The sequence below is a fragment of the Microbacterium sp. MPR-TSA4 genome, assembly GCF_058792815.1.
Genome location: NZ_JBXAFF010000005.1, coordinates 32,953 through 51,742, shown reverse-complemented (window position 1 = coordinate 51,742; position 18,790 = coordinate 32,953). Strand labels below are relative to the sequence as shown.

Sequence of the window (18,790 nt, the reverse complement as noted above, 5' to 3'; positions counted from 1 at the left end):
TGATTCAGTCGTTCTGTTCACACTATCTTCGTCACATACTGGAGTCCGTGAGCCCAGACGAAGGAGTCATCATGCCGACGTTCGCCGTGTCATACGCCTACGCGCCCGGCAGCGAGGAGGCCCGCGCCGCGCACCGCCCGGCCCACCTCGCCTTCCTGCAGGGACTGCACCGTGCGGGCATCCTGTACATGAGCGGCCCGCTCGCCGATACCGACCCGAGCGCGCTGCTGATCCTCCAGGACACCGACCGCGTCACGCTGAGCGCCCGCCTGGACGAGGACCCGTTCTTCACCGAGGGCCTCATCGCGCAGCGCACCGTCGCCGAGTGGAACGTGTTCTTCGATCCGCGGAACACGGTCTCCTGATGCGCACCGCCCTCACCGTCGCCCGCGGAACGCTCTCGTTCGACGAGATCGCCGAGCCGCAGCCGCGCGCCGGCCACGCCCGTGTGCGCATCCACGCCGTGAGCCTGTGCGGCACCGACCTGCACATTTTCGACGATGACTTCCCCACGCAGCTGCCCCTCGTGCAGGGGCACGAGATGTCGGGCACCGTGATCGACGCCGACCCGGCCGCCGCATTCTCCCGCGGCGAGCGCGTCGCGATCGATCCGCTGGTCGCGTGCGGCGACTGCCCCGCCTGCCGGCGCGGGCGCTCTCACGTCTGCCCGCACCTGTCGGTGCGCGGATGCTACGAGGACGGCGGATTCGCCGAGGTCGTGAGCGTCCCGGTCGACCGGCTGCACCGGGTGCCCGACGACCTCGCGCTCGATGCGGCGGCCCTCGGAGAACCGGCGTCGATCTCCCTGCAGGCCGTCGCACGCGCCGGAGCCCAGCCCGGCGAGACGGCGCTCGTCCTCGGATGCGGGCCGATCGGGCTGCTGGCGACGCTCGGACTGACCGAACGCGGCGTGACGGTGATCGCGGCCGACACCGACGCCGAGCGCGTCGCCCTCGCGCGGGAGTTCGGCGCGGCTCACGCGCTCCGCGTGGCCGACGGGTTCCCCGACGACGAGCAGCGAGCGCTGCTGTCCGCCCTCACCGACGACGCCGGACCCGATGTCGTCATCGAAGCGACGGGGGTGCCCGCGTCGCTGGAGAACGCCGTCCGCCTGATCGCGGCCGGCGGGCGCATCGTGCAGGTCGGGATCTCGCCCCGCCCCGCCCGCATCACGGTCAAAGACCTCACCGACAAGGAGATCGAGCTGCACGGCAGCCGCAACAGCCGCGGCCTGATCCCGGACGGTCTCGCGATGCTCGCGCGCCACCCCGCGGCCACCGCGGCGCTCCTCACCCACCGTTTCCCCTTCAGCGACCTCCCGGAGGCGTTCCGCACGATGGCCGACCCGTCCATTCCCACCGGCAAGATCCTCGTCCTGCTCTCTGCGGAGACGGAGGCCACGGCGTGAGCGGCGTCCTCGCGGGAGTCGAGCAGCTGCCGCCCGCCGTCGACGTGCTCGTGCTGGGCTCGGGGGCGGCCGGTCTGGTCGCGGCCCTGCGGGCGGCGGATGCCGGCGCCGTCGTCTGCGTCGCCGAGAAGGCCGACCGCCTGGGCGGCACCACGTGCGCCGGCGGCGGTGTCATCTGGGCCCCCGCCACCGAGATCGCGGCCGCGGCGGGCTTCGCCGACAGCCCCCGTGCGGGGCGCGACTACCTCGCCGCCGCCTCCGGGCACGTCATGGATGCCGAGACGATCGAGTGGTATGTGGAGACGATCCGGGAGGCGATCGCCTATCTCGACACCGCGACGCGCGTCCGTCTCGCTCCCCTGGCCCGTCCCGACTATCGCGGCGAATGGCCGGGAGCGGCCGCGGGCGGACGCTCGCTGGACAACGAGCCGTTCGACCCCGCGCCCTTCCCCGGGCTCGCGGAGGCGCTTCGTCCGCCGTCCTACTTCCCGCTGCTGACGATGGCCGAGCGCGACGACCTGGACGGTCGGGCCGCCGATCCGACCCTGCTGGCCGACCGCGCCGCCCGCGGCGTGCGCACGATGGGAGGAGCCCTCGTCGGGTCTCTCGTCGCGAGTGCGCTGGACCGCGGCATCCGGGTGGTGCGCGGCGTCCGCGCCGACGGACTGGAACGTGCGGGCGGCCGGTGGCGGGTCTGCTTCGCCGAGACGACCGTCACCGCCGGCGCGGTCGTGGTCGCGACCGGGGGTTTCGAGTGGAACGCGCACCTGCGGGCCGCTTTCCTCCCCTTCGACGTCACCCCGATCAGTGCCCCGTCGAACGAGGGCGACGGGCTCGAGCTGGGGCTGGCGCTCGGCGTCGCGGTCGCGGACATGACCGAGATCTGGGGCGTGCCGGTGCTCACCCCTCCGGAGCAGGTCTACGACGGCGCACCGTCGGGACGGATGGGCAACGTCGAGATGACGCTGCCGGGTTCGCTCACGGTCAACGCGGCCGGCGAGCGCTTCGTCAACGAGGCCCTCGCGTACGCCGACACGTGCCGCATGTTCGGCGACACCGATCCCGTGACCGGCCGGCCGCGCAACAGCCCGGCGTGGCTGGTGTTCGACGCGGCGTTCGCCCAGCGTTACCCGATCGCCGGGTCGGCGACGGGCGCGGCCCCGGACTGGGCGGTGACCGCGCCGTCGGTGCGCGAGCTCGGCATCGCCATCGGCGTCGATCCCGACGGGCTGGAGACGACGGTGGCCCGCTTCAACCGGGATGCCGCCGCCGGCGTGGACACGGTGTTCGGACGGGGCGCGAGCGCCCAGGACCGGTTCCTCGGCGACGCGACGCACACCCCGAACCCGTGCCTGGCCCCCCTGTCCACGCCGCCGTACGCCGCCGTCCCCGTGCGGGCCGGGGCACTCGGCACCTCGGGAGGCCTTCTGACCGATCGCGACAGCCGCGTGCTCTCGTGGAGCGGCACCCCGATCACGGGTCTGTTCGCCGCGGGCAACGTCTCCGCCGGCGTCTTCCGGGGCACCTATCCGGGAGGGGGTGCGACGCTCGGCTCCGCCGTGGCACGCGCCTTCGTCGCCGGTCCTGCGGCCGCGGCCGCGGCGCGCGCCGCGCGCACACTCGTGGGGGCCGGGCGATGAGGGTCGCGCTCGTGGGAGCAGGCGCGATCGGGCGCACGCACGCCGACACGATCGCCGCGACCGCCGGGTTCGACCTCGCCGGCATCGCCGACCCGTTCGACGCGGCCGTGCTCGTCGCCGAGCGGTACGGGACGCGGCACCACCGCGACCATCGGACGCTGATCGAAGCGGAACGACCCGACGCCGCCATCATCGGCACGCCGAACGAGCTGCACGTTCCCCAGGCGCTGGACTTCATCGCCGCGGGCATCCCCGTCCTCGTCGAGAAGCCGGTCGCCGTCGACCTGGCCGACGCCCTGACCCTCGTCGCGGCGTCCGATGCCGCCGACGTGCCGGTCCTCGTCGGGCATCACCGGCGCCATCATCCGGTCGCCGCGAGGGCGAAGCAGATCATCTCGGCAGGAACCCTGGGACGCCTCGTCGCCGTGAGCGTCACCTCGTTCCTCGCCAAGCCCGACGACTACTTCGACATCGCCTGGCACCGCACGGCCGGCATCGGCGGAACGTTCCTGATCAACCTGATCCACGAGATCGATCTGCTCCGCTACCTCGTCGGCGAGATCACCTCGGTGACGGCCCTCGCCTCCACCGCGACGCGCGGCCTGGAGGTCGAGGACACCGGTGCGCTCGCGTTCGCGTTCGACTCGGGGGCACTGGGCACCCTCATCGTCTCCGACACCGTCGCGGGGCCGTGGAGCTGGGATCTGACGGCCGGCGACTCGCCGCGCTTCCCCGCCCATCCGGTCGATTCGCACCGTGTCGGCGGCGTCGAGGCGTCGCTGACGCTGCCGACCCTGGAGGTGTGGCGCCACGACGGCGAGCGCACCTGGACGAACCGGATGCACCCGCAGCCCGCCGATCGGGGCGTCGAGGACGGCGACACGAGCCCGTACGTCCGGCAGCTGCGCCATTTCGGCGAGGTCGTCGCACGCCGGACGGAGCCTCTCGTCAGTGCGCGCGAAGGCGCCCGGAACCTCGCGGTGATGGATGCCGTCGCGCGGGCCGTCGCGACCGGGACGACCGCGACGGTGCGCGCGGTGTGAGGCGCGCCGCTCAGTGCCCGCCGGGGACGTCGAAGGCGTGCGACACGATGAGGGCGGCGGCGGTGTCATCGCCGAAGGCGGCCAGCACCGCGGCGGCGTCCTCGGGGGCGGTCGCGGCGGTCGCGACCGCCCCGGAGAACACGGTGTCGATGGCGACGGCGGCGGGCAGGGCGCCGAGCAGACGCACTCCCCGCTCGCCGACGAGCTCGCTCGCCTGCTGGAAGCCGAGGTCGACGCTGCGTTCGCGCAGCAGGCGGGCGACGGGGATGCCGGGCGGCGCCTGGACGAGGCGATCGCGCAGCTCGTCGTCGAGTCCCAGTTCGGCGATCAGCGCCACGAGGGCCGCCCCGCTCGGACCGGTCGAGTAGCCGATCCGCCGCGCCCCGCGCAGCGCGTCACGCAGCGCCGCGACGTCGTCGAAGGCGGGCTGACCGGTCGCGACGGCGACGGCATCCTCGGGTGCGGGGACGGCCACCGCCACGTGGGACAGCAGCAGCGGCGTCACCGTGTCGGCGCGCACATGGCCGTCCCGCGCGAGTGCGCGCAACGCGTCGTCCGCCAGGAACACGAGGTCGACCCTCTCCCCCGCCGCGACGCGGCGACCGGCATCCACTCCGCCGACGGACTCGAGCTCCACGGCCGGCAGACCGGCCGCCTCCGCCGCGGCGGCGAGGTCGGCGAGCACGTGCCGGGTCGCCATCGACGAGATCGCCTTCACGCGGCATCCTCGAACGTCTCGGCATCCACCTCTGCCGCGCCGCGGTCGTTGTACCGCGCCCCCGCGACGGTCGCGGTGTCGATCAGCGCGCTCGCACGGTCGAGGATGTCGGGGGCGATGCGGAGGTCGGCCGCATCGAGGTTGTCGCGCAGATGGTCCGCACGCGTCGTCCCCGGGATCGCCACGACGTGCGGGCCGCGCGAGAGCACCCACGCCAGCGCGAGCTGGGCCGGCGTGTATCCGCTCTCGGCGGCGAGGCGCCGCCACGCCGGCAGGAGCGCGGCGTTGGCCGACCAGTTCTCTCCCTGGAAGCGGGGCATCGCGCGGCGGATGTCGCCGTCGGGCAGGAGGTCGGGGTCGCGGATCGCATCGGCGAGGAAGCCGCGAGCGACCGGCGAGAAGGCCACCAGGACGATCCCGTCCTCCTGTGTGGCCTGCAGCATCCCGAGCTCCGGGTTGCGGCTCCACAGCGAGTACTCGTTCTGCACCGCGGCGATGGGCGCCGCCTGCTGCGCTTCGCGCAGCCGCGCGACCGACACCTCCGACAGCCCGATGGCGCCGATCTTGCCGCTCGCGACGGCGCCGGCGAGGGCGTGCACGCTCTCCCCGATCGGCACCGATTTGTCCCACCGATGCAGGTAGTACAGGTCGATGTGATCGACCCCGAGCCGGCGCAGCGACGCATCCACCTGGGCGCGGAGGGTCTCGGGGCGTCCGTCGATCCGCTTCACGCCGTCGACGATCGCCATGCCCCCCTTGCTCGCCAGCAGCACCTCGTCGCGACGTCCCGCGATGGCGCGACCGACGAGCTCCTCGTTGCGTCCGCCGCCGTAGAGCGTCGCGGTGTCGAGGAAGGCGGCCCCGGCATCCAGCGCGCGCCGCACGAACGCGACGCCGTCCTCCACGGGCGGCGCGACCCCGTAGGCGTGGCTGAGCGGCATGCAGCCGAGACCGACGCGGGCGAGGGTCACGCGAGCTGCTCCTCGAGCATCCCCAGCACGCGATAGCAGTCGAACACCTGACGCAGCGACGAGTTCGGCTCGCGCCCCTCCCCGATCGCCGCGATGAACTCCCGGTCCTGCAGTTCGATGCCGTTCATGCTCACCGCGACGTGCGAGACGTCGATCGGCGTCTCGTTGCCGTCGACGAGATCGTCATAGCGGGCGACGTAGGTGCCGGTGTCGCCGATGTAGCGGAAGAAGGTGCCGAACGGCCCGTCGTTGTTGAACGACAGCGACAGCGTGCAGATCGCGCCGGATTCCGCCTTGAGCTGGATCGACATGTCCATCGCGATCCCGAGCTCCGGGTGCAACGGCCCCTGGATCGCGTGGGCCTGCACGATCCTGCCCGCCTGATAGCCGAACAGATCCACCGTATGGGCCGCGTGATGCCACAGGAGGTGGTCGGTCCAGCTGCGCGGCTCGCCCTTCGCGTTGGTGTTCGTGCGCCGGAAGAAGTAGGTCTGCACGTCCATCTGCTGGATGTCGTACTCCCCGGCGGCGATCCGCTGGTGGATCCACTGGTGCGACGGGTTGAAGCGCCGCGTGTGCCCCACCATCGACACCCGGTCCGAGGCGAGCGCCGCCGCGAGCGTCTCCTCGGCATCGGCCAACGAGTCGGCGAGCGGGATCTCGACCTGGACGTGCTTGCCGGCCGCCAGCACCGCCTGCGTCTGCGCCGCGTGCAGACCCGTGGGGGTGGCGAGGATGACGGCGTCGACGTCGTCGCGCTCCAGCACGGCGTCCAGGCCGGTCACGGCCGTGGCGACGTCGTACTGACGCGCGACCGCCTCGGTCGCCCCGGGGTCGGTGCCGCTGACGACCGTGACCTCGGCGTCGGGGATGTTCATGAGGCCGTCGAGGTGCTTCCTCCCGAAGGCGCCGGCGGCACCCACGACGGCGATACGGATCTTCTCGGTGCTCACGCGGGTACCTCTTCGACGGGACGGCTCTCGCTCTGAGACAGTACCGGTGCGGGCGCCGTCGGGTTCGAGATGACGAGGTGGCCGACGGCGGTGTTGGATGCCGGGACGTGGTAGAACCGGTGCTGCACGTCCGGCGCACCGCCGCCGAACTGGTCATCCATCGCGCCGCGCGCGATGAGCCAGTCGACGAGCTCGATGCCCTCCGACCCCGCCTCGTCGACGTACTCCATGTGCGACCACTCCGTCAGACCCAGCGGGTCGGCGATGAGGTGGTCGAGGAAGGCGTTGTCCCATTCCTCGTTGATCAGCCCTGCGCGCGGGCCCTGCAGCTGGTGGCTCATGCCGCCGGTGCCCCAGATCTGCACGTTCAGCGGCTCACCGTCCCACTTGTCCAGGGCGCGGCGGATGGCCTTGCCCAGCTCGTAACACCGGCGCCCGGACGGCACCGGGTACTGGACGACGTTGACCGGCAGCGGGATGACGCGGCACGGCCACTCGTCGACGTCGCCGAAGACGAGCGACAGCGGGACGGTCAGGCCGTGGTCGACGACCATCTCGTTGACGAGGGTGAGGTCGAAATCGTCCTGGATGACCGACTGGGCGATGTGCGCGGCGAGCTCGGGATAGCCCTTCACGTCGGGCACCGGCCGGGGGCCGTAGCCCTCGTCCGCCACCGGATAGTGGGCGCCGGTGCCGAGCACGAAGGTCGGGATGATGTTCGAGTCGAACGCGGTGGCGTGGTCGTTGTACACCAGGATGATCACGTCGGGCGTGTTCTCCTTCGCCCAGCGCCGCGTCCACTCGTACCCGGCGAACACCTTCTTCCAGTACGGCTCCTCGGTCTTGCCGTGGTCCATGGCCGCACCGATCGCCGGGACGTGGGAGGTGAACAGGGCCGAGGTGAACCTCGCGGGCGCGTCCTCGCGCATCGTCTCGGCCTTCTCGGTCGACGGCGGCGTCCACCCGTCGAGATCCTTCAGCCGCGCCCCCTCGGGGCGCCGGCCGCCGCCGACCATCATGTCGCGGTAGGCCGCTTCGCTCATGCCGGTCATCGAGCCGGCCATCTGCTGGAAGCTCATGCCGTGCGTGGCGCCGATCTTGCTGAGGAAGTAGATGTTGCCGCCCTCGGCCATCATCGCGTTGAGGTCGAGGTCGAGCACGGCCTGGCGCTGGGCGGGCGACAGCGGCCACTCGTCAAGGTACGCCTCGCGGTCGGCGAGGTAGCGCTCGCGGTTCTCGGGCTTCATCAGCGACATGGAGAACTGGTTGAGGTGATAACCCTTGCGCGCCTGATCGGCGTCGAAGATGATCGTGCCGGGGATCTTCTGGTAGGGCTTGTCGAGTGCCATGTCATGCTCCTTCGCGTGAGAGTTCGGGCCAGTAGAGCCGCAGCGGGTTGTCGACGAGCAGCTTGCGCTGCAGGTCGGCGGTGGTCGCGATCTGCGGGATGTAGTCGACCAGCAGTCCGTCGTCGGGCATGTGGTCCTTCAGGTTGGGATGGGGCCAGTCGGTGCCCCACAGCACGCGGTCGGGGAACTCCTCGACGACGCGACGGGCGAAGGGGACGACATCGGTGTAGGCGTACTGCTCGCCGTCGAGGGCACGGGGGCCGGTGACGCTCAGCCGCTCCGGGCAGCTGACCTTCGTCCACACGTTGGCGTTCTCGCGCAGAAAGCGCAGGAACAGCCCGAACTCCTCGCCGTCGACGTCCTTCGTGACATCGGGGCGGCCCATGTGGTCGACGACGACGTCCGTCGGAATGGCGCTGAAGAAGTCGTACAGGTCCGGGAGGTCCTGGGCTTCGAAGTAGATCACCACATGCCACCCCCACGGCGCGACCTTCTCGACGATGCGCGAGAGCGCGTCGGTGGGAACGGTGTCGACGAGCCGCTTGACGAAGTTGAAGCGCACGCCGCGCACGCCCGCGGCGTGCAGGGCGGCGAGCTCGTCGTCGCCGACGTCGGCCCGCACCGTCGCGACACCGCGCGCCCGGTCGCCGGCCCGCTCGAGCGCGTCGACGAGAGCACGGTTGTCGGCGCCGTGACAGGTGGCCTGGACGATGACGTTGCGCGCGAAACCGAGGTGGTCGCGCAGGGCGAAGAGCTGATCGGCCGAGGCGTCGCACGGGGTGTACTTGCGCTGCGGCGCGTACGGGAACTGCGCACCGGGGCCGAACACGTGGCAGTGCGCGTCGACGGCACCGGCGGGCAGGACGAAGGCGGGGGTGCGGGGACCGTCGAACCAGTCGAGCCAGCCGGGGGTCTTCTCGAACCCGCCGGTGGTCTGTCCGTGCCGCACGGCCGCGTCGGATGCCGTCATCTCTCAGTCCTCCACGTATTCCAGGCCGGCCGCGGCCAGCGGCTCGCGCATCCCGTACAGGTCGAGCCCCAGGACGCCGTCGCGGAACCGCTGCCGCTTGCTCTCCTCGTTGGCCTCGCGGGCGGCCGCGGCGTCGGCCACCGCGCCGACCAGCGCCCGCGGGACGACGACGACGCCGTCGACGTCCGCGACGATGACGTCGCCCGGATTGACGAGGGCGTTGGCGACGACCACCGGGACGTTGACGGAGCCCAGCGTCGCCTTCACGGTGCCCTTCGCGTTGATGGCGCGGGAGAAGACCGGGAAGTCCATCCGCTCGAGGTCGGCGACGTCGCGCACGCCGCCATCGATCACCAGGCCCGCGCAGCCGCGGGCGGCGAGCGAGGTCGCCAGCAGCTCGCCGAAGAACCCGTCCTCGCTCTCGGTGGTGCAGCCGGCGGCGATGACGTCACCGGGCCGCACCTGCTCGGCGGCGACGTGGAACATCCAGTTGTCGCCCGGTTGCAGCAGCACGGTGACCGCCGGACCGCACAGCGTCGCGCCCGTGTAGACGGGGCGGATGTAGGGGCGCAGCAGCCCGACCCGCCCCATCGCCTCGTGGACGGTCGCGACGCCGAAGTGCGAGAGCCGCTCGACGTCGGCGGGATCGGGGCGATCGATGACGGTGCGGACCAGTCCGAGATCGTTCAGACGCATGGGGTGCCTTTCAGAGACCGCGGGCTGCGAGGGCCCGATCGATGCGGGGGTAGACGCGGCGCGCGTTGCCCTCGAAGACCTGCTGCCGCTGCGGCGCGGTCAGGTTGGGCGTGGCATCCACGTAGCGCCGGGTGTCGTCGAAGTAGTGGCCCGTGCGCGGGTCGACGTCGCGGACGGCGCCGATCATCTCGCTCGCGAAGAGGATGTTCTCGGTCGGCACGACGCGGGTGAGCAGGTCGATGCCGGGCTGGTGGTAGACGCACGTGTCGAAGAGCACGTTGCCGAGGAGGTGCTCCTCGAGCTCGGGCTTGCCCAGCGCCATGGCGAGGCCCCGGAAACGGCCCCAGTGATAGGGCACGGCGCCGCCGCCGTGAGGGATCACGAAGGTGAGGTCGGGGAAGTCGCGGAAGAGGTCGCCCTTCAGCAGCTGCATGAACGCCGTCGTGTCGGCGCCGAGGTAGTGGTCTCCGGTCGTGTGGAACTGGGGCTTGCACGACGTGGACACGTGGATCATCGCCGGGATCTCGAACTCGACGAGCTTCTCGTACAGCGGATACCAGGAGCGGTCGGTGAGCGGCGGCGCGTCCCACCGTCCGCCCGACGGATCGGGATTGAGGTTGACGGTCACCGCGCCGAGCTCTTCCACGGCCCTGGTGAGCTCGTCGATCGTCGTCGCCGGGTCGACCCCGGGCGACTGCGGCAGCATGGCCCCCATCAGGAACCGGTCGGGGAAGAGCGCGCTCACGCGCGCGCAGAGGTCGTTGCAGATGCGCGCCCACGTGGCGCTCACCGTCGCGTCGCCGATGTGGTGCGCCATGAACGACGCCCGCGGGCTGAACACCGTGACGTCGCTGCCGCGCTCGTCCATGAGCCGCAGCTGGTTCGCCTCGATCGTCTCGCGGATGTCGTCGTCGGAGATCCGCAGCGCGGCCGGGTCCGGCTCCGCCCCCTCGCCGGCCGCGAAGGCGATCTGCAGGTCTCGCCAGGCGCCCAGCTGTGCCGGTGCCGTCGTGTAGTGGCCGTGGATGTCGATGATCAACGCTGGTCCTCGCCGTTCGGATGTTGCCTTACAGCGACGGTAGTCAGCGCCGTCACTGCGGTCCAATAGATTCTGCGTAAGACATCTATCGATATCCTCTATAGATGTCGCTTCCCGACCTGAACCAGTTGCGCACGTTCGTCGTGCTGTACGAGCTGCGCAGTCTGACGGCCACCGCCGACCGGCTGCACGTGACGCAGCCGACGGTCAGCTACACGCTCGCCCGCCTGCGCGAGCGCTTCGGCGATGTGCTCTTCCGACGCGAGGCGAACGCGATGGTGCCCACCGCGCGTGCGACCGCGTTGTTCGCGCCGCTGCACGAGGCGCTGGCGCAGATCGACGCGGCCGTGAGCGAGGCCGACGTGTTCGATCCGGCATCCTTCAGCGGAGAACTGGCATTGGGGCTCACCTCGATCGGTGAGCAGACGTTCCTGCCGCCGATCATGGCGAGCCTCGAGCGGGCCGCCGCTCATCCGCGGCTGCGCGTGGAGCGCGTCGACGCCGACCACGTCGAGCACGAGCTGGTGCGGGGCACCGTCGACGTCGCCATCTCCGTCTCGCACCTCGTGAGCGCGCGGCTGTGGCGCTCGCGGGTGCGCAGCGTCGAGTACGTCGCCCTCTCCTCGCACGCCCACCCGCTCCCCGAGACGGGTGCGGACATGTTCGCCGGGCGACGCTTCGTGCAGGTCTCCTCGCGCGGCGGGCACATCTTCCCCGAGCAGTCGCTGGCCGAGCAGGGCCTGATCGACCAGGTCGCGCTCAGCGTCGTCGAGTACGCCACCGTCCCGGCGGTGCTCTCCGCCACCGACCTCGTCGTGCTGCTGCCCCGACACGTCGCCGAGGTCTTCTGCGGCTGGTTCCCCGAGCTGCGGATCGCCGAGTTGCCGTGGCCTGCGCAGAGCTCGCCGGTCGCCCTCTACAGCCGGCGCGAGGCGAGCCTCACGCCCGCGCAGCGCTGGTTCCGCTCACTCGTGCTCACCGCCGTGACCTCCGGCGAGTACGAGCCGGGTCACCCCGCAGAGCCCGACCGGCGACCGCTCGAGGACTAGACGGCCCGCCCCCGGTTCCAGCTGGATTTGGCCGGGGTCAGCGGACTGCGCACGTGGATCGCCCAGGTGGAGTGGGGATGGATGGTGAGGATGGCCCGCTGCCACCAGGACCGTTTCTCCTCCGACAGGTGGGGCAGCACGGCATCCTTGTCGAGGTCGTCCTCCGGCCGCGGACGCAGCGCCTTCCACACGAGCTGCACCTCCGGAGCTCCCGTGGGGATGCCGTCCAGGTCGAGGACCGCCGCATCCCACGGCAGCTGCAGGCGCGAGTCGCGACGGTACAGCCACGCCCGGTCCGAGCCGTCCTCCACGTTGAGTCGCAGCAGCCACTGCCCCCGCGCGTCATCGTGCACGAGCACCCGCTGCACGTCCGCATCCGCGGCGATCCGCTCCCACGGCACGAACTCGCCCTCGTCGCCCGACACCCACACGCTGTGGCCGTCGGGAAGCGCGGCGATCAGGGCCGGGAGCTCGCGCGCCGTCGTGCTCGCGTCGAGGTTCGTGCGCGGGCGAATGGTCTCTCCGAGCCAGCGGTCGAGTGCCGCCCCGCCCGAGAGCCACCACCGCGCGGACGTCTGCGCGAGCACGTCCGCCACCCGCTCGGGCGACGAGGTCGCCCATGCGGTCGCGGGCGTGGGTTGCGGCTGAGACACGTGCCGGCGACAGGATTCGAACCTGAAACCCCCGCACGACGGGAGCCACCTCTGGGCCGGGCCGTCGCACCGCGATGCGCGGTGTCGACGCCCCCACACTATCGACTGCGGCCCACCGCCGACCACCCGCCGACGCCGCGCGGGCGTCACACCCGCACCCCGTGCGAACGTGTGTGACGCGTCCAACTCTCAGGTGCCCGTAGACACACCCGCGGCGCGACGGGAAGGCTCAGGGGCGAAGGGGAGTAGTTCCGCCCGGCTCTGCGGGCGCGTCTGCGTCGACATGCTGACGATCACGATGATCCGTCCGGCGCAGCACCTCGACTCTCGAGGCGAACGAGACCTTCGGCCCTTTGTCGCGGCCGTGGTCCTTCCTCGGTCGCCCCGACGGAAAGACGATGATGCCCCCTGCCCTCATCCTGCGGATCACGGTATGCCTCGCGATCGCCGCCCCGGCCATCGGCTTGCGCATGACCGGCATCCACACCGTGCCCGTGCTCGACATGCTCATCTTCGGCTCTGCCGTGGTCGCCGCCGCATTCCTTCTCGCGTGGGCCGCCGAAGCGGCGCAGAAGGACATCTCCGGAGCGCTCGCCATCGCCATCCTCGCCCTCATCGCGGTGCTGCCCGAATACGCGGTGGACCTCTACTACGCGTTCCGCTCCGGGTCGGATGCCGCCTACCTTCCGTTCGCCGCCGCGAACATGACCGGATCGAACCGGCTGCTGCTCGGCTTCGGGTGGCCGCTCGTGGTCATCGTCGGGATCGTCGTCGCGAGCCGGGCCGCGCGCAGGACCGGCTCCCGGGCGCCGCGATTCCTCGCGTTGCCGTCGGAGAGTCGCCTCGACATCGGCTTCCTCGCACTCCTCGCCCTCACGGCTTTCGCGATTCCGCTCCGGGGCGCCATCCCGATCTGGTTCGGCGTCGTCCTGATCGCCGTGTTCATCGCGTACCTCTGGCGCGCCGGGCAGGTCCCGTCCGACGGCGAGGAGGAGTTCGTCGGCGCGGCCGCGCTCATCGTCGATCTGCCGAGGCGAGCTCGGCGCGCCAGCGTCGTCGGATTGTTCGTCGTGTCGGCGGCGATCATCCTCGCCTGCGCCGAGCCGTTCGCCGAGGCGCTCGTCGCGTCGGGCAGCACGCTCGGAATCGACAGCTACTTCCTCGTCCAGTGGCTTGCTCCCCTCGCTTCGGAAGCGCCGGAGTTCATCATCGCCGTGATGTTCGCTCTTCGCGGCATGGGGGCAGCCGCGATCGGCACGTTGATCGCGTCGAAGGTGAACCAATGGAGCCTGCTGGTCGGATCGCTCCCCATCGCCCACTTCTTCGGCGGCGGAGACCTCGCCCTCGCCCTCGATGCCCGCCAGGTCGAAGAGTTCGTCCTGACGGCGACCCAGACCCTCCTCGGCGTCGCGATCATCCTCGCGCTGCGCTTCCACCTCTGGTCGGCCCTGTCTTTGGCGGCGCTGTTCGCGGTGCAGTTCTTCGTGACCGACACCGGCGGCCGCTACGTGCTGAGCGCGATCCAGGCGTCCGCCGCGATCGTGGTGCTGTTCGTGCACCGCCGACACCTCCTGGTCACGCTCTCGGCTCCGTTCCGTCGACCGTCGGCGCGCACGTCGGATGCGGCATCCCTCCCCCCGCAACGCGCGACTGCCTAGGATGACGGGAATGTCGAAACCCGTCGTGAGCCGCATGGCCGAGGACTATCTGACCCTCATCTGGAAGGCCCACGAGTGGCCGGGAACGTCCGCATCCACGACGGAGATGGCCGCCGCCCTGGGCGTCACCGCGTCGACCGTGTCGGCGAACCTGAAGAAGCTCGCCCGCGACGGCCTCATCGCCTACGAGCCCTACGGCTCGATCGCCCTCAGCGACGCGGGTCGCACGGTCGCCGTCGAGATCGTACGTCGGCACCGCATCATCGAGACCTACCTGACCGAACGGCTCGGGCTCACCTGGGACCAGGTGCACGACGAGGCCAACCGCCTCGAGCACGCGGTGTCCGACCTCGTCCTGGATCGCATGGACGAGGTGCTCGGCCACCCGAGGTTCGATCCGCACGGCGACCCGATACCGGCCCGCGACGGATCCGTCGCCACCGTGGACTCGCGGCTTCTCACGCAGGTCGCGACGGGAGAACGCGTCACGGTGATCCGCATCTCCGACCGCCATGCCGACGTGCTGCGCTACCTCACCGACAAACGCATCGTCCTTGGTACGACCCTGACCGTCATCCACCACTCGCCCGCCGCCGGCGCCCTCGTCGTCACGATCGGAGACGACCGGCGCGAGCTGACGGCCGAAGCCGCCGCACACGTACGAGTCGTTGCGGCCGACAGCGGCGAGGCCGAAGAGCGCGACCGGCCACGCTGAGCCCTTCTCGACGTGACACTGCGCCGATAGGGCGGGGCATCGGTGGGTACATCAGATCAGGCCGCACCCACCGGTCGCACGTGCGGACCATACTCGGGGCGACCGAGTCAGAATGGTCAGATGTCACGTCAGAGGCCCGCGCTCGCACGGGCAAGAATTCGCCCATGATGCCTCCGTCATCGTGCGAGTTTACGAAAGCCGCTCAGCGCCCGAGAGACCCGAAATTTGACACGAAAGAATCACAATTACACCCGGGCGGGACGCACGAGTAGACCAAAGTCGCTGTCACTGTGAGCAGCACCCCGGATACGTTGCCCAGATGAAGAAAAAAATCCTCCTGTTTATCCCGGCCGCGATGATTCTGATCAGCGCGGGCATGGCAGCGCCCGCAAATGCGGCGGAGGGGGACATCTCTTCAACAGACGGCACGGCGGCGGCGCTGGCTGGAATCGACGGGAGCCTCAAGCTCACGCCCGCCGACGGAGCCGGCCTGGGCACCACCGATCTCACGGCGGCGACGGTGCATATCCCGGCTGACCCTGCGGACGGAGTGACTGTCGCGATCGAGGGCGTCGATCTGAAGATCGGGCTTCCGGGGGCGAGCGCGGCTGAAGACGGCGTTCCTCTCGCTGACGGAACCGTCACCTACACGGCCCGAGCGTTCAGCAACTCCGTCATCGCTTCGGAACAGGGCGTCCAGATGCTCACCACGATCGCGGGCCCGAATGCGCCGGCCCGGTACGAGTACTCGATAGACGTCCCCGCGGGCGGAGCCCTCAAGGAAGTCGGCGGAGGAGCGGCGGCTGTCTTCAATGAGGACGGCAATCCCGTGGTGATGATCCTTCCAGCCTGGGCGAAAGACTCGAACGGCTTGGATGTACCGACTCACTACGCCGTAGAGGGCGACAAGCTGGTCCAATACGTGGACCACTCAGGCCCGGGTATCGCCTACCCCGTGGTGGCCGACCCGCAGTTCGCCTGGATGGGTATCGTCCCCACCGTGAAACTCAACCGGAGCGAGACATACAACATGCGCTACGGGTCCCTGCCCTCAAAGCTCGCGCTGTGCGGGACCATCGGCGGAGTTGCCGGCATTGCCGTTGCGGGGCCTTGCGCGGTAAGCCTTGCCGTCTTGACCGCAAAGGCTGGAGCCTTCTACGGTAATGGCAACTGCCTCCAGGTCCTTATCGGTCCGGGTATCCTGGGCGGCGTTGAGTACAAAGACAGCTACTGCAGGTAAGGACGAGAATGAGAAGAGTTCTCAGCCTCCAGGCAGCACAAGCGCTGTTCAAGACCGTTCCCCGCATCCTGATATTCGTAGGGATTTGGCTCGCGTTCTATCTGTTCACGATCCTCACCGAGCAGTTCGTACCGTGGTGGGTGTTCCCTATCCTCGGAATCGGGATCTTCGGTTTCGTCGTCTACCTCGGCTCCGTCTGGCTGGACCGCGACATCATGCGCGGAGCCCAACGAGACGCCGTCGATGACTAGGGCACCATCCCACCCCTGAGAAGCAACACGCGGGCGCCGCCTTGAGGCGGCGCCCGTGAAAATGGTCCGCTGCCTCCTGACTCAACAGCGATGCACGCGACAACGCCGCTGGACATCACAACGAGCTGATCTCTCCAGTCGCATCCACCGTACCGGGACGCGAGAGACCGGCCGCCTCCCATCGTGAGGTCGAGTCCGCGATTGTGGGATCGTCACCGGCGAGAACTACGTGAAAGGGAAGAGCCGGTCGGTCCCACCATTCTCCCAATGCGATCGGCATTCCCCACTCCAGAGCAGCAGCCTCTAGCGTCCAAATCAACCAGCTCAGAGACTCCACCGGCTCATCGGCCAGTATCTGATCCGGCTCCGTTAGGAGAACGACTAGCCCCGCATCACGAGAAAACTCGTCCGCCTCACGGATGCACTCGTCGAACGCGGCTTTGTTCTCTCCAAAGTACGTCGGAAATTGTAGCGCGGCCGCGAACTCGTTGAACACGCCCGCCAATACTCTCATCTTCCGCCCGCGCACGACTCGCACCGCGAGCCCCAATTCCGTGTTCCAGTTCCACCTGGCCTTCGCGACTTCTTTACGCTGACCAGCAAGTGTCACGAATGCGGTGCCAGCGCCCTCGTGGACCGGTTCCGCAAGACTTGTCACTCCGCCACTCCTCGAGCGTGATCCGCCGACACCGGACTTCCAGATCCGCCGTTGGCGCTCAGACATCCCCGGAGTCGCCGCCGCGCCGAGTCATGAAGACCCCGATCGAGATCCAGACGATTGACGCCACGGAGGCGCCCATGATGAACGAGGCGGCATCCATACCCCAGCCCCTACATCTCGAGCACGGTAGGGCGAAGGAGTCAGCCGGTCAGGGCTTATAAAAGCGCAGGCCGCAGGATGTGAGCCTGCAACCCCCGAATTACCGTGGCGGTCTTCTGATCAACTGACTTTCTGCACCGAACCGAAGTTCGAGACATGCTGACACTCGGTCAGAGGTCGAAAACGGGATGGCGCCGGATCGGGGGGTAACGCCGATCACGCATCCGGGTCCTCATCATCGTCGTGACCGCCCGATCCTCTCGCCAAGGTGACAGCGCCGAACAGAATGAGCACCGGGGCGATCCATCCGAACCAAAGGGCGTAAAGGGGACCGTATGAAGGATTGAAACCGGCGAGAATGGCGATCAGGAGGACGCCGAAGCCGCCGAGCATCGTCAGCCACGCGCCGCGCCTTCTCCTCGTCCTTGCCACGACAACAACCTAGCCATCTCGAACAGGCGAGCAGGCGAACCCGCCAACCACACCCACCCGCGAGGATCGCGGAAGAGTCAGCTGGTCAGGGTGTCAGAGAACGGTGCCGGCTACAGGACTTGAACCTGCAACCCCCGTATTACAAGTACGGTGCGCTACCAATTGCGCCAAGCCGGCGGGGCCGCTCCAGTCTAGCCAGCGGTCCGGGCCGCTTACGGCGCCTTCGTCGGCGTGAGGGAGGGCGTCGGGGTCGCTGTCTGCGACTTGTAGTACGACCCGCTCGCGCTCGTGAGGACGAACTGGGAGAACTCGGCGGCATCCGACATGTCGCCGACGTACTGCTGGCCGTTGACGACGACCATCGGCGTGCCCGTCAGCGTGAGACCGTCGGTGCCCGGGATGCTGCTGATCGCACGCTCCGTCGCGCCCTTCACCCACGCCGAGTACGACTCCGTCTCGATGCACTCGCGCAGCTTCTTGGGGTCGTCCGACCCGTTGGCCTGCGCGATGTCGGCGAGTTCCTTGTTGGAGAACCCGTCCGAGTCGACGGCGGGCTGGCGGGTGAGCAGCTCATTGTTGAAGCTGAAGAACTTCGAGGGGTCGAGGGTTGCGACGCACGCGGCGGCGCTCGCGGCGCGCAGCGAGTACTTGGTCCCGTTCGACTTCGCGGTGAGCATCGACACCGGGTGGTAGGTCAGCGTCGCGGCACCGTCCGAGACCCACGACGACAGCTGCTGGGCGTTCGCGAGCTGCCACTGGCGCGCGGCGGGCGCGAGGTAGTCGACGTAGACGTGGATGTTGACGACGGATGCCGAGGCACTCGGTGCCGGCGTCGCGCCCGGCTCGGCCGCAGCGGTGGGCTCGGGGGTGGCGCCGTCGATCTCGTCACCCGACGATGTCACCGAGACGGACGTGACCGCGAAGCCGTCTGCGGTCGCATCGGCGGGCTGGAGCTGCGGACGGTCGTCGTTGGACCGGATCGCCCACGACACGGCCACCGCGACGACGACCACCGCGGCCGCGACTCCGACCGCCAGCGCGAACCGCTGGACGAGTCGGACACGCGACTGCTTGGCGTGCACGAGCTGCGCCTTCTCGCGGACCGCATCGCGGCGGCCGGCAGGCGTGGGCTCGTTCGGAGTGTCGTCGTGGGACATGGGACCTTCTGAGAGAAGCAGCTCGGGG

The 18,790-nt window shown here is 69.8% G+C and carries 20 protein-coding genes and 1 tRNA gene; 9 read left to right on the top strand and 12 right to left on the bottom strand.

The features are described from left to right. Window positions 1-71 precede the first annotated feature (71 nt). The 4 genes from AC1Q49_RS04585 to AC1Q49_RS04570 are packed head-to-tail and all read left to right on the top strand — an operon-like array spanning window position 72 to window position 4,091. Complete coding sequence (locus tag AC1Q49_RS04585; RefSeq protein ID WP_492491085.1) at window positions 72-365, top strand: YciI family protein; 294 nt, start codon at window positions 72-74, stop codon at window positions 363-365. Beyond that, a complete protein-coding gene (locus AC1Q49_RS04580; protein ID WP_492491084.1) occupies window positions 365-1,408 on the top strand; it encodes an alcohol dehydrogenase catalytic domain-containing protein in 1,044 nt (347 codons plus the stop codon). Before AC1Q49_RS04585 ends, AC1Q49_RS04580 begins: the two co-directional genes overlap by 1 nt. After that, window positions 1,405-3,048, top strand: coding sequence for an FAD-dependent oxidoreductase (locus AC1Q49_RS04575; protein ID WP_492491083.1), 1,644 nt, complete (start codon window positions 1,405-1,407; stop codon window positions 3,046-3,048). Before AC1Q49_RS04580 ends, AC1Q49_RS04575 begins: the two co-directional genes overlap by 4 nt. An 11-nt stretch (window positions 3,049-3,059) precedes the next feature. Then, complete coding sequence (locus AC1Q49_RS04570) at window positions 3,060-4,091, top strand: Gfo/Idh/MocA family protein (protein WP_492491082.1); 1,032 nt, start codon at window positions 3,060-3,062, stop codon at window positions 4,089-4,091. Window positions 4,092-4,101: 10 nt separating this feature from the next. Here AC1Q49_RS04570 and AC1Q49_RS04565 read toward each other — a convergent pair whose 3' ends face one another. Genes AC1Q49_RS04565 through AC1Q49_RS04535 form a run of 7 tightly spaced genes read right to left on the bottom strand, consistent with a single transcriptional unit; the run spans window position 4,102 to window position 10,787 of the window. After that, entirely contained in the window at window positions 4,102-4,809 is a 708-nt protein-coding gene (locus AC1Q49_RS04565) for a molybdate ABC transporter substrate-binding protein (protein WP_492491081.1), read from the bottom strand. Then, entirely contained in the window at window positions 4,806-5,780 is a 975-nt protein-coding gene (locus tag AC1Q49_RS04560) for an aldo/keto reductase (RefSeq protein ID WP_223848869.1), read from the bottom strand. The genes AC1Q49_RS04565 and AC1Q49_RS04560 overlap by 4 nt, the downstream gene beginning before the upstream one ends. Then, on the bottom strand, window positions 5,777-6,733 hold the full coding sequence (locus tag AC1Q49_RS04555; protein WP_492491080.1) for a Gfo/Idh/MocA family oxidoreductase: 957 nt from the start codon (window positions 6,731-6,733) through the stop codon (window positions 5,777-5,779). Before AC1Q49_RS04555 ends, AC1Q49_RS04560 begins: the two co-directional genes overlap by 4 nt. Beyond that, window positions 6,730-8,082 carry a protocatechuate 4,5-dioxygenase subunit alpha/beta gene (locus tag AC1Q49_RS04550; protein WP_060959871.1) on the bottom strand — a complete coding sequence of 451 codons (1,353 nt, stop codon included), beginning with the start codon at window positions 8,080-8,082 and terminating at the stop codon, window positions 6,730-6,732. Before AC1Q49_RS04550 ends, AC1Q49_RS04555 begins: the two co-directional genes overlap by 4 nt. A gap of 1 nt (window position 8,083) precedes the next feature. Continuing rightward, entirely contained in the window at window positions 8,084-9,052 is a 969-nt protein-coding gene (locus tag AC1Q49_RS04545) for an amidohydrolase family protein (RefSeq protein ID WP_492491079.1), read from the bottom strand. A 3-nt stretch (window positions 9,053-9,055) separates the two neighbouring features. Then, window positions 9,056-9,748, bottom strand: coding sequence for a 4-carboxy-4-hydroxy-2-oxoadipate aldolase/oxaloacetate decarboxylase (gene ligK, locus AC1Q49_RS04540; protein ID WP_060959873.1), 693 nt, complete (start codon window positions 9,746-9,748; stop codon window positions 9,056-9,058). A 10-nt stretch (window positions 9,749-9,758) separates the two neighbouring features. Further along, entirely contained in the window at window positions 9,759-10,787 is a 1,029-nt protein-coding gene (locus AC1Q49_RS04535; protein WP_492491078.1) for an amidohydrolase family protein, read from the bottom strand. A 104-nt stretch (window positions 10,788-10,891) separates the two neighbouring features. Here AC1Q49_RS04535 and AC1Q49_RS04530 point away from each other — a divergent pair, with 104 nt between their 5' ends. Continuing rightward, window positions 10,892-11,836, top strand: a complete 945-nt coding sequence (locus tag AC1Q49_RS04530) for a LysR family transcriptional regulator (RefSeq protein ID WP_191008198.1) — start codon at window positions 10,892-10,894, stop codon at window positions 11,834-11,836. On the opposite strand, the gene AC1Q49_RS04525 is transcribed toward AC1Q49_RS04530, so the two are convergent. After that, window positions 11,833-12,489 (bottom strand): nucleotidyltransferase domain-containing protein, encoded by a 657-nt coding sequence (locus tag AC1Q49_RS04525; RefSeq protein WP_061782267.1) that lies wholly within the window; start codon window positions 12,487-12,489, stop codon window positions 11,833-11,835. The genes AC1Q49_RS04530 and AC1Q49_RS04525 overlap by 4 nt on opposite strands. Window positions 12,490-12,887: 398 nt before the next feature. Between AC1Q49_RS04525 and AC1Q49_RS04520 the strand changes: the two genes are divergently transcribed. From AC1Q49_RS04520 to AC1Q49_RS04505, 4 genes are all read left to right on the top strand, one after another. Next, complete coding sequence (locus AC1Q49_RS04520; RefSeq protein WP_492491077.1) at window positions 12,888-14,147, top strand: calcium:cation antiporter family protein; 1,260 nt, start codon at window positions 12,888-12,890, stop codon at window positions 14,145-14,147. Window positions 14,148-14,157: 10 nt separating this feature from the next. Beyond that, window positions 14,158-14,862, top strand: a complete 705-nt coding sequence (locus tag AC1Q49_RS04515; protein WP_197425771.1) for a metal-dependent transcriptional regulator — start codon at window positions 14,158-14,160, stop codon at window positions 14,860-14,862. A 319-nt stretch (window positions 14,863-15,181) separates the two neighbouring features. Next, window positions 15,182-16,102 carry a hypothetical protein gene (locus AC1Q49_RS04510; RefSeq protein WP_492491076.1) on the top strand — a complete coding sequence of 307 codons (921 nt, stop codon included), beginning with the start codon at window positions 15,182-15,184 and terminating at the stop codon, window positions 16,100-16,102. Between the two features lie 8 nt (window positions 16,103-16,110). Next, window positions 16,111-16,353 carry a hypothetical protein gene (locus AC1Q49_RS04505; RefSeq protein ID WP_492491075.1) on the top strand — a complete coding sequence of 81 codons (243 nt, stop codon included), beginning with the start codon at window positions 16,111-16,113 and terminating at the stop codon, window positions 16,351-16,353. Window positions 16,354-16,468: 115 nt separating this feature from the next. On the opposite strand, the gene AC1Q49_RS04500 is transcribed toward AC1Q49_RS04505, so the two are convergent. The 4 genes from AC1Q49_RS04500 to AC1Q49_RS04485 all read right to left on the bottom strand — a co-directional run bounded on the left by AC1Q49_RS04500 (window position 16,469) and on the right by AC1Q49_RS04485 (window position 18,762). Next, complete coding sequence (locus AC1Q49_RS04500) at window positions 16,469-17,011, bottom strand: barstar family protein (RefSeq protein WP_492491074.1); 543 nt, start codon at window positions 17,009-17,011, stop codon at window positions 16,469-16,471. Between the two features lie 378 nt (window positions 17,012-17,389). Next, entirely contained in the window at window positions 17,390-17,605 is a 216-nt protein-coding gene (locus AC1Q49_RS04495) for a hypothetical protein (RefSeq protein WP_492491073.1), read from the bottom strand. Window positions 17,606-17,709: 104 nt separating this feature from the next. Beyond that, window positions 17,710-17,782, bottom strand: a tRNA-Thr gene (locus AC1Q49_RS04490). 35 nt (window positions 17,783-17,817) lie between these two features. After that, window positions 17,818-18,762, bottom strand: a complete 945-nt coding sequence (locus tag AC1Q49_RS04485; protein ID WP_060959901.1) for a DsbA family protein — start codon at window positions 18,760-18,762, stop codon at window positions 17,818-17,820. Between the last annotated feature and the right edge of the window lie 28 nt (window positions 18,763-18,790).